The organism is Agathobacter rectalis ATCC 33656 (genome assembly GCF_000020605.1).
GTDB classification, from domain to species: domain Bacteria; phylum Bacillota; class Clostridia; order Lachnospirales; family Lachnospiraceae; genus Roseburia; species Roseburia rectalis.
On sequence record NC_012781.1, the window covers coordinates 1204072 to 1215783 of the forward strand.

At 32.1% G+C, this 11712-nt stretch carries 9 protein-coding genes; 7 read left to right on the plus strand and 2 right to left on the minus strand.

Annotated features, from left to right (window positions below; translation table 11 throughout):
- Positions 1-6: 6 nt before the first annotated feature.
- The 4 genes from EUBREC_RS05875 to EUBREC_RS05885 are packed head-to-tail and all read left to right on the plus strand — an operon-like array spanning position 7 to position 6936.
- Positions 7-939: a hypothetical protein gene (locus EUBREC_RS05875; RefSeq protein WP_012742184.1), complete on the plus strand. Its 933-nt coding sequence runs from the start codon at positions 7-9 to the stop codon at positions 937-939.
- Positions 940-950: 11 nt separating this feature from the next.
- Positions 951-5222, plus strand: a complete 4272-nt coding sequence (locus tag EUBREC_RS05880) for an NACHT domain-containing protein (RefSeq protein ID WP_012742185.1) — start codon at positions 951-953, stop codon at positions 5220-5222.
- Between the two features lie 35 nt (positions 5223-5257).
- Entirely contained in the window at positions 5258-5629 is a 372-nt protein-coding gene (locus EUBREC_RS17945) for an RNA-binding domain-containing protein (RefSeq protein WP_012742186.1), read from the plus strand.
- Positions 5575-6936 (plus strand): ATP-binding protein, encoded by a 1362-nt coding sequence (locus EUBREC_RS05885; protein ID WP_306719070.1) that lies wholly within the window; start codon positions 5575-5577, stop codon positions 6934-6936. Before EUBREC_RS17945 ends, EUBREC_RS05885 begins: the two co-directional genes overlap by 55 nt.
- A 362-nt stretch (positions 6937-7298) precedes the next feature.
- Here the strand turns inward: EUBREC_RS05885 and EUBREC_RS05890 are convergent, their stop codons facing one another.
- Entirely contained in the window at positions 7299-8501 is a 1203-nt protein-coding gene (locus EUBREC_RS05890) for a sensor histidine kinase (RefSeq protein ID WP_012742188.1), read from the minus strand.
- Positions 8491-9189 (minus strand): response regulator transcription factor, encoded by a 699-nt coding sequence (locus tag EUBREC_RS05895; RefSeq protein ID WP_012742189.1) that lies wholly within the window; start codon positions 9187-9189, stop codon positions 8491-8493. Before EUBREC_RS05895 ends, EUBREC_RS05890 begins: the two co-directional genes overlap by 11 nt.
- Positions 9190-9450: 261 nt before the next feature.
- On the opposite strand from EUBREC_RS05895, the gene EUBREC_RS05900 reads away from it, so the two are divergent.
- From EUBREC_RS05900 to EUBREC_RS05910, 3 genes are read left to right on the plus strand one after another with little or no spacing between them, the layout of a single operon-like run.
- The gene (locus EUBREC_RS05900) at positions 9451-10248 is read left to right on the plus strand and encodes a hypothetical protein (RefSeq protein ID WP_012742191.1); all 798 of its coding nucleotides are present in this window, start codon (positions 9451-9453) and stop codon (positions 10246-10248) included.
- On the plus strand, positions 10238-10972 hold the full coding sequence (locus tag EUBREC_RS05905) for a WxPxxD family membrane protein (protein WP_041253971.1): 735 nt from the start codon (positions 10238-10240) through the stop codon (positions 10970-10972). The genes EUBREC_RS05900 and EUBREC_RS05905 overlap by 11 nt, the downstream gene beginning before the upstream one ends.
- Before the next feature lie 58 nt (positions 10973-11030).
- Entirely contained in the window at positions 11031-11681 is a 651-nt protein-coding gene (locus EUBREC_RS05910; protein ID WP_408629357.1) for a DUF2705 family protein, read from the plus strand.
- Positions 11682-11712: the final 31 nt, after the last annotated feature.

Here is an 11712-nt window from a genome sequence, read left to right on the forward strand (position 1 = left end):
GAACATATGGATGATATAGAAGACACTAATTATAAGTTTAATTCTCAAGATATTGAAAATATATGGTATATATTCTTTTGTTTAGCAGATTCAACATTTTCGTCTGTATATGTATCTTATGGAAAAAAAGGACCATATATGTTATCAGGAGAGACAATGATGTCAATATGTAAAACCCTAGAGACTATTGATTTTTGTTGTTATAGAGATGCCTACTCGGATGCGTATAATTTATTACGGAAGTGTAGGGATGATTTAATGCAGTATTTATTTGTATTGAATGTTATACAGAACAAACATGGTTTAACGGATGAAGAAGCAGAAAAATTCACCATAAACTCGGAATCTATGATGAAAATGATAGAGTTAGATGTGTCTATATTGGTTTCAGGTGAAAGAAAAACAGACGCAGAACTAGCTATGGAAAAATGGATTTATAATGTATTGGAAAGCTCAGAAAACAAAGAAGATAGAAAAAAATTTTTTGATACATCAAAATACAAATCATATTTGGTAAGTAATAATGAAAAAGTCAAATATATTTTTGAAAATTTTCTTGTAGATAAGTGGTTGAGAGAGGACAGAAAGTTAAATAATTATGTCCATGCGAATGGCATTAGATTTGTAATGGATAATTATGTATATCAGAACAAAAAGGAAGATAAACATAAAGAACTTATAGAGACACTTCAAAATATTACGGATATATTTTTAAGTTTGTTGTCAGTTATAGATAGTATTAAATTTCATTCATCAGATTATCTTGATGCTTTAGAAATGGAAATGAAGCCCCAGGAGGGAAGTCAATATTGGGTATGTCCAATAATTGTTGAATATATGAATGACAGGTTTGATAAGAAACTATTACAGTATATTCAGAATAATGAAGGAAATGGGATGCAATTTATGGCAGAATATTATAATCAAAATAAAGGGTAGGAGGATGAAATATGGATTGGACAAAATTTAATAATCATGGAGAATCCCCTAATCATGCATTTGAAGTAATGTGCAATATTCTGTTTAAATGTTGGTTGAAAAAGGAATATAAAGATAATATTTCTCACTTTGCGTTTGTAAATGGAAGTGGTGGAGATGGTGGTGTAGAAGCATATGGACTTTTAAAATCAGGTGATATTATTGGTGTTCAATCAAAGTGGTTTCCGCAGAAAATGGAAGCATCCCAATTTAAACAAATTGAAAATTCATTTTATACGGCAATTAAAGTTCGTCCTGAATTAAAAAGATATATTGTTTGTATCCCTAGAGATTTTACATCAAAGAAAATGGTGAAAAATAATCAAGTCGCTAGGGATACAGAAGAATCAAAGTGGATAAATCTATGTGAGAACATTAATAAAGAATATCCGGATGTCGTAATTGAATTATGGGATGAGACAAGTATACAAGAAAAATTATGTCTGCCAGAAACACAGGGATGTTATAGGTATTGGTTTGAATGCTCAGATGTGTTTGAAACAGAGATTTTGATATCATATCAAAGGGCAATAAATAGTTGGGCAAAAACAAAGTACATACCTGATTTGTATTCGACAGGTTATATTCATGACAAACTTTCATCTTTTACCGGTAGTTTTGAAGCTACAAAGAAAAAATATGATATGACTCAAAATATATATGCTATAGTTCAGAAGCTGAAAAGAGCATATGAAGATATATTGAGATTGCAATTTCCAGAAAACGAAAAGGCACTTTTTGAAAAGGTAAAATCAGATATTTCCGTTCTCGGAGAGTGGTTATGTATTATTAGAGAAATAGGTTCATTAGTTGCTAGTGGTTCTGACATAGAAAGGGACAATTTTGAAAAAAAATTTGAACTTAATTGTGATTCTTCGGAGTTAAAAGATAGTTCGTTGCATTTTAGCTATTATAATCATTTTCATGAAGTAGAAAGTATTTTGGATAATATTGAAGATGATTTTGAGCAGTTTAAGCGTTGTATGATTTCTGATAGTCATAATAAGATTATTTTTCTCGGTAATCAGGGAACTGGAAAGACGGCAGGAATTGTTAGTGAAATTGATCTTATGCTCCAGGATAAATCATTTCTTCCAGTATTAGTGCAAGCAAAGGATTATAGGAAAGGTGATAGTTGGTTATCCATTTTGACAAGAACTATAGGGCTATCAACGACATGGAGTGAATTAGAGTTGTTTCAAGCTTTAGAGAATGCAGCCTTGTTGAGAAATAGATATTTGAATGAAAGTTGTGATATTGTAGTTCAACCTAAATGCTTAATATGTGTAGACGGAATAGATGAAGCTTCTTCATGGAGCTTTTGGAAGGAACGAATAGAGGAAACGCAAGTCTATGAAGGTATTTTTCCAAATGTAAAATTTGTTTTTTTATCAAGACCATATGTATTTCCTAGATATTATGATTTGGATTACCGAGAATGTTTTTATACATTACCAAGTAGTGGAGATGTGTCTGTAAATGAATTATTTGATGATTATATAGCATTTTATAAGATTGATTTATGTGGTAATTATTGGATAAAAGAAAAATTGAGTACACCTATGGCACTCAAATTATTTTGTGATTTATATGGCAATAGTAGTGTAGGAAATTTAGATAAAAATTCGCTTGTAATTACTAAGTTGTTTCAGAAGAAAATTAATTCTGTTGAAGAGTCATACAGAAAACAAGAAAAAGAAACAAACCAACAAAGTATGATAAAAACAATATTGGTTAATATAGCTACATTGTTAACTAATAAGAATGAATTGACATTTGAGGATATCTTTAATGAGAGTAGGGAACCTATAAAAAGTCATTTAGAGGATTTATTATTTTTTATTGAAAAAGAGGGGTTCATATATTCGCATCAGATTTGTGAAGATGAGTTTAGCGAGCCAGTGATTGTATATTCATGGGGAATGCAGCCCGCATTCGATTACCTGATAGGAAGAAAATTATATGATGCCATTAGGAACGGAAAAAATATTCAAATTGAGTATACTAATGGTATTTATCAGATGCTTTCACTTATAGTTATAGAGGAAGATGGAAAACTAATTTCAGAATATTCAAATATTAAATTAGAAGAATCTGTTTTATTTGATTTGATATGCTATACATTAGCGAATACATCTGTTGAAATTGCGTCTAAATATCGTGATTATGTAAAAAAATTAATGCATTATTCAGAGGCTGAGTTTAGAGAAATAGTTAATAGAGTTATTATTCCTGTAAGTGAAATTAATAACCATCCTTTGGGAGGAAAGCTGCTTGATGAATTTTTAAGAGGCTTTGATAAACCAGCTCAAAGAGATATATGGTGGTCAATTCCAACATACTTACGAAATAATTATAATGCTAGTTGGCGAACATTTTCAGAGCTGGATTTGTCGATGATTGCACTATCAGATAAAGACAATTATATGGGCAAGCCATTAATTTTGGTATGGAGGTTGTCGTCGGTAGATAATGATGTTAGGCGTGATTGCAGACTTAAGTTAACAGAGTGGGGAATCAACAATCCATATGAGTATTTGGACTTATTGTTATATTGTGCAGATATCAATGATGAACAGATTGTAGAAGATATATTTGCAATAGCATATGGAATTGCGCTTGGGAAGTTTGTTCAGAAAGAATATCTTGAAAAATTATCATCTTGGATAGTTGAGAATGTTTATTCAGAAGAAGGTCTTTTTAAGTATGAAAATTCTGCAATTAGGTATTATTGCAAAGGCATTGTTAAGATTGCAATATCAAAAGGACTATGTGACGCAGAATGTGAAAAGAGAATATCAGAGAAATATATCAGAAAAAGTTCATTTATGCCTGCTTATAAAGACTCTTTTGATTCAAAAAGACTTTCTGGATATGGTCCAATATATTATGATTTAGCTCGATATGTATTATGTGATCATTTGGATAGATTCTTTTGTATTAACTATAAAACTAGAGAGTATCTAAGAGAAGCAGAAGAATTTATTGAAAAATATAAGAAGAAATACGATGTAGATATGCTTGAACCGGAAGGATTGATTATCTCTATTGCATTTCAATATTTACTAAACCAAGGTTGGGATGAAAAGATATTTTGGGAATGTGAAGATAAAAATAATTTAGGTATTGATATATGTATACGGAATACTTATATGCGATCTACTCATGGTGCAAAGTCTAAAGTAATGACTGTAGCCGAAAAATATGTTTGGTGTGTGAAGCATCGTATGGAAGCTGTATTTGCAAGTCAACTGCAGTATAACTATTATGGACAAGGTGTCAGGTATATAAGTGATTATTATGAAATTGATGACTTTACCAACACATATCAAGATTATGTTAATAGTAGATATACTAAGATAGAGGATAAATGGATTCATACAGATCAAATGGTTAAAACTCCGTATAAAGAGTTTTCTGCTGAGAATATTGAAAAATGGATGAAAAAGAAAGATACTCCTGATTTTACAGTATGGTTGGGTGAAAAAACAGATGCCAGAATATTGTATGCATATACGAATATTGTTAATGAGGTATTGGGCATAGAAGAGGCTATATGGATTTCTTCAGGGATTGTAAAAAATAATGATTTTGAAAAATTGATTGCAGAAGTGAATGTATATTCAGAAGAACGTTCAGAGTTATTGAATGTGGCAGAATTTCATTCATATGTTGAAACTTGTGGCTTTTATACACCGCAGGAAGTTTGTGCAGTTCAATCTGTTAAAGAAGCAAATGAGAGTATCAATATAGGAAATGAAAAAAATGTAATACAAGTTTATAAGTTGGTTGCTACATGTTTATCTGAACATATTGAAAATATAGAAAAAACATTTTATTTACCAAGCAGAATTGCCAGAATATTAACGGGTATAACATATGGTGATGGATATGAGTATATAAATGATAATAATGAAGTGGTATGCAAATATTCAGATGTTAGTAAAGGAGAGAATAATCAACAGGAATGTCTGCAAATCAATTCGCATATACTGGAATCTTCTTTAAAAGAAAATGATTACAGGATGTTTTGGGTGTTTAGGGTATATCGTAGTCCATCTAGTAAGGCTTATGAGCTTTATGGAAATGATATTACTCATGATACAGATAGAAGCTATATAGTCTGGTTTGATGAAGAGAAAAGTAGATATATTGAATTAAAAGAAATTGAGCCCGTAATAGCAGAAAATAATAATGATTATGTGTTAAAAGTTAAATCTTTATATGACGGATTGGATGATTAAATTAAAACTTAGGGTTAAAATAGGAGGTATGGGTATTGATATATACAGAAAGTGAATTGAAAAAGAAAATATATAAAATGATTGAAGAGTTTGAAAGTGAAGTTGTAGAGTTTAAGGAGGCAACGAGCAATTATTCATTTAATGATATTGGAAGATATTTTTCTGCTTTGGGGAATGAGGCAAATATAAGGGGTCTTAACGAAGCTTGGTTGATTTTTGGAATAACAAATGATAAACAGATTAAGGGGACTAATTATAGAAAAGATGGAAATCTTCAATCCCTGAAAAAAGAAATAACCAACGGAACGAATGAAAAACTCAACTCACTTTTTATGATATATATTGCATTGAAATGGAAGGGAAGAGAGTTATTGCATTTCAGATTCCACCGGCAATTCCAGGTATAGTTACTACATGGCATGGAGCATCTTATGCAAGAGAAGATGAGTCTTTAGTTCCACTACCTATGAATAAGATTGATTTGATACGAAGTCAGGTTGGAAGGGACTGGTCTAAGGAAATAGTGCCAGAAGCAACTATTGATGATTTGGATTCTGAGGCAATTGCATATGCTAGGAAGATGTTCATAAGACGAGAAGAAAACAGAACAGGCGCATCAGATATAATTGAGAGGTTATCTGATATAGAAGTACTCAATAAAGCTGGACTTACATTTAAAGGACAGATTACAAGAACAGCGTTAATGTTACTTGGTAAAAAAGAATCAAGCTTTTACTTTGATGGTTTTGTTCCGAGAATTACATGGACATTATATAATGCTGATAAATCAGTAAAAGCATATGAACATTTTGATATGCCTTTACTGCTGGCGGTTGATAAAGTATATGGCAAGATCAGAAATGAAAAATATAGATATATTGCAGACCAGACAACATTGTTTCCAGAAGAAGTGGATCAATATAATCCTAATTTAGTAAAGGAAATTATCAACAATTGTATAGCTCATTCTGATTACAGATTGCGTGGGAAAATAAATCTTGAAGAGTATGAGGATCATCTTGTTTTCATTAATGAAGGGGCATTTATTCCTGAGACAGTAGAACAGGCATTGGAGCCGGGATATAAACCTCCATATTATAGAAATGCATTTTTGTGTAATGCTATGGTGAATATGTATATGATAGACACAAATTCAATGGGAATTCCGATGATATATGAGATACAGAAAGGTAAATGCTTTCCATTGCCAACATTTGATTTAGATACTCCTAACAGAGTTGTTGTAACGGTGTATGGAAAAGTATTAGATCCTAATTATACAAGATTGTTGCATGCAAACGACGATTTGGATTTGAGAACTGTATTTCTTTTAGATCAGGTACAGAAAAAGAAGACTATTTCTAAAGAAGATTTTAGTCAACTTAAGTCAAGGAATTTAGTCGAGGGAAGGTATCCAAATATTTTTGTTTCATATAAAGTAGCAAAGGTTGTTGGAGACAAGGCAAATTATGTCAGACAAAAAGGATTAGATGAGGAAGTGTGTATGCATTTTATATTGTCTACACTAAAACTCGGACCAGCCAAGAAATCAGACCTATTGGCGGTACTTAAAGATGTTTTACCGGATGTATTGACTGATCAGCAAAAATCAAGAAAATTATCAAATCTTCTGCAAAAAATGAAGAAAAATGGAATTATTGATGTGCGTGGTATTGCAATAAATTCAGAATGGTATCTCTTGACTAAGGACTAAAACAATATATTTTTTAGTCGAGGATAGTCAAGAGTTTAGTCGAGGATTTAGTCAAGGATAATGCAACAAACAGGAGACTCGCAGGAGCGCATGCTGCAAAATCCGCTGTACGAAGCGGCCTAGAGTCTGTTAGAATTATGTCAAAACACAGCAATGCTCCGACACGACGTCGGGGCAAGGCGTTACCGCGCCATGGACGGCGCGTAAAAGCCGGTTGCGTCAAGCATAGAAAACCTTTAAGCATAATTCTTACAGCCTCTTGGCCGCGTAGTATGAGCGTATTTTGCAGCATGCGCTCCTGCGAGTCTCCGTCATTTTTAACTATCGGGTTTGACCTTTTATATTGCAAAAATATGATTTGTTTATGCGCGTGAAAACCAAAGAGTAATGCGAAACTCGGTATTATTATGTGAAACAATAGCCCGTCCATTCATCTGCTTCATCATAATCGTAATATTTCTGATACCCATGCCGGTGGTATTAAACAGAGAGCTTTTATCTGAGATATGGTTTGTTATCTCGATACCTGCATCTTTATTCCGGTAGATACAGCTTATGCAGACAGGAGCTTTCTTATCTGCATATTTGCATATATTGTTTGTAATATTGTTAAAAATCCGTCCGAGAAAGTTTGAGTTCACAGTGATTTTAAAATCCTTCCATATGAGCTTTTCTATATCAAGTGAAAAGCTGTTTTCACGGAGGATAAAAGCCATCTCAGAAAGATAGTCACCTATTGCACTTTCCATATTGCATGGAGCGTCAAGCTCAAGAGCTTCTTCATTGCAGGCAAGTGAATAGTCAAAAAGCTGGTCGGTAAGGCCTTTTATTTCGCATATTTTATTGAAAATCACATCTATGTGTTCAGTGGGAATCGCACCCTTTTTATTTTCCATTTTGATAATTTCAGCGTATGACTGCAGCCCTGCGAGAGGAGTGCGGATATCGTGTGCCATGCTTCGTATCAGCATATTTTTTTCATTGATCAATTCGGTTTCAGACTGCTCGACAACGTTTAAAGTGCCATGTATTTGCATGAGAATATGTCTGGAAATGAAAAACAAAATCATTATTGCTGTAATTAAAGTGAAGAGAGCATCACAAATAAGCAAAGCTTTGAGATATTTTTCCTGATAGTTATTGTATATAAAAATTTTAGCTGTTCTGTCACTAAAGTTTAACGCTTTAAGGTAAACAGATATTTTCTGATTATATAATGATAGATTTTGGGGCTTTTTGAGACATAAAAATTCTGTTGAAACGTAATGTGTTTCATTATCAATGGATATGAGAAAAAATTCGGGCTTTTCTCTTTGAATCCATGTTTCAATGCTTTTAAAATCGTTTGACGAAACCTTATTGTCAGACACATATTTTTGAAAGCTGGTAATATATGGAGCCTGTGTATTGTAAATATAGCTGTCGGAGCTTACATATTCATTTATTATTTTTTCCACGCAAAGGTATATAGCTGTAAATACAGCAATTGAAATCAACAAAGCTATTAAAAATGAAATCAATAAGCTGCTTATGTATTCCTTATATCCGTTAAATTTATTCTTCAAATTTATATCCCTTTCCCCACACTGTTTTAATCAGGTGGGCACAGCCACAGCCGGCTTCAAGCTTATTGCGCAGATTTTTAATATGAACCATAATGGTGTTATTGGAAAACTGTGTATACGGTTCATTCCAGACGCTTTCAAATATATTCTGTGTTGAAAATGTCTTTGTCGGATGAGAAATTAACAGCAGAAGAATCTGATATTCTTTATCCGTGAGAGCAAGCTGTCTGCCATCGTAACTGACATTGTTGCATTTTGTGTATAAGGTTAAGCCACATCGTTCAATAGTGGATGAAGCGGTGGTGTCTGATGCATCTGCATTGTCGTAGACGCGACATCTTCTGATAAGAGCCTGAATACGCGCTATCAGCTCCACGTAGGAGAATGGTTTTACAAGATAATCGTCCCCTCCGGCGGAAAGGGCTTCCATTTTATCGGTTTCAAGAGATTTGGCTGTCAAAAAGAGAATCGGAACATATGATTTTTCCCTGATTCTGCGGCATACCTCAATGCCGGAAATATTTGGCATCATTATGTCAATAATCAGCAGATCAAAGGTTGAGTCAAATTTTTGGAGCCCTTCTTCACCGTCATGCGCTTCTTCGATGAAGTAACCTTGATTTTCAAGCAAAATTCTAAGTGCATTTCTGATTGTTTCGTCATCCTCGATAATGAGTAGTTTATCCATACAAGCTGCTCCTTATATAAATGAATAAGATTTATTGTAAAAACAAAAGTGATATAAATATAATAGCACATAAAAACACAATATGCGCTTAATAAAATCTGAAAAATTCTGAAGAAATCTGAAGCTTGGATGTACATGACAATGAAAAATTCAGAAATTTTCATAATAAATTAAGTCGAATTTTCAGAAATATGAGATACTATATAAGCATAGACGTCTATGGTAACAATGCGGTAGTAAAAAACACAAGGAAAGGAAAAAATGAGACAGCAATTAAACAGAATTATAAGTGATAAAAAAAGTATAGGAATGATAATTTTTATGCTCGTAATTCCAATTTTGGATATTGTACAGATTTATTATCAGGATATTATTATATGTAATGGAGAAATAGGGAAACCCTATCCGTTATATGTCACATTTTTATCATGCTATTCACAAGGGCACATATTTCAAATGATTTATCTGTGGTTTTTACCATTATATTTGCTGGTAATAGTGGGAGAAGAGAGTATTGTTGATTATATTACAGGATATAAGAATATATTGATATGTAAAATGGGAAAAAATAAATATATTTTACAAAAAATGAAATCAGCCTTTATTGTCTCATTTACAATTGTATTTGTAGGACTGGGATTAAATCTTATACTTTCACAAATAGTATTTAATGGGGGAACAAATACACCGTTTGATGCAGAACCATTGAAATATGACAGTTTTGTCATGGCAGAAACATTTCTTTTTGAAATAAGCTATACACATCCATTGACAGCGAATATAGTCTACATTCTTATAACGGCAATATTTGCCGGTGTTTTGGGAATGATGGGAGCTGCGTTGGCAATATCTATACACGAAAGAAAGATGGTATATGCGTTGACCTTTGCAATCTGGTTCATACCAATTTTGTTTAAAAATTCATCAATGCATATTTTTCAACCGTTTATGGAATATGATTTTAATGTTGTTGTTCCAATGGCGATATGGTGTATAGTGCTTTACATTTTAGTGATTATAACAGCTATTATATGGGAGAAAAAAATTGTTGAAGTATAAATATTTAGTATGTGCTTTAATATATGTGGGATTGTGTGGTATAGATTGTTATTTTTCAAATGTACCTATGCTTAATTCAATAGGGCAGATGGGGATAACGGAAGATGTAATTTTCCTGAATATCCACAATTCAGGCAGTAATTTCTGTGGAATTAAAGAAATATTGGTTGTAGATACAATTCCTGTCTTATTGGGAATATACTATGCATTAGATAAAGAAAAAACATATATATTACTTAGATATAAAACGCGGGAAAAATATAATAATAGCCAGGTCAGGATAATTATTGTAATGGCGGCAATATTTTCGGCAGTTCGTCAGATAGTTGATTATATTTTTACGGTATATAGTTTTAATGGTGCAACAATTAAGAAATATCCATTTGTACTGTATTCTCTTATGGAATTTGTTGTTATTTGGATTTTCTTTGTCGCAACAGGTCTTTTTTACAAAATACTTAGAGATTGTTTACAAAATGAACTTATTGCTCTTATAGGAGCGTTTGGAGTTAATTTTGTGCAATTCATTTTGATAAGATTTTGGCTCGTTAAGTTTTGGATACCGGGTTTAGATGTTGCTGCAGCATATAATTTTTTGGAAGGAAATAAATCGTTTGTAAGCTGTTTGGGTATTCTTGCAAAAAATATAGTAATGGCAATAGTTCTGTACATAGCAGGAATAGTAACGTTTGCAAAAAGGGATATTTTAAGAAATGAAAAATAAGTGGTTAAACATAATATTGATCATATGCATGATTATTATGCAAAGAGTTGTAATACAAATGAGTGGCTATGAGGTATATCAATTACCATTTGCCAGTACACTTTTTATTTTTGACAACCCAACAAGTAATTTAGTGCAAATTTTATATGCATATATACCATTACCATTTGTACTTTTTTACTTTTCGGGTAATGCAAGAGAAATTACAACCGGATATGGTAAGCTTTGGCTGATCAGATCTTATAGCAGAGAGAGGTTATACTTAAAAAATGCTATATTATCAGCAGCGAAATTAGCCTGTATAGTAATAGGTCAGACGATTATTTTTTTATTATGTGATGGGACATGGAATAATTTATCAAGTATAAAATTAATACAGGTAATAGTTACATATTTTGTTGGAGTATGGGCATTGGTACAATTACAATTTTTACTTGAATTATTTATGGATGCCAGTATTTCAAATATATTTGTAAATATTTTTTTGGTGGTATCACTGATAATTGGAAATAACGTACTGATAAATCGTGATTTAAGCCGGATTGGAGTTATGCTTTTCCCCAATATGCTATTTGGAACGCGTAGTGGGATAATTTATCAAAAAAACATATATGTGAGATATGAAACTTCAATTATATATGTGATTATATTATTAGTAGTTTTAAATATTATTTCAATAATAAAATATAAGAAAACAGACATTTACTGAGGAGATGATATAGTATGATACAATTACAAAA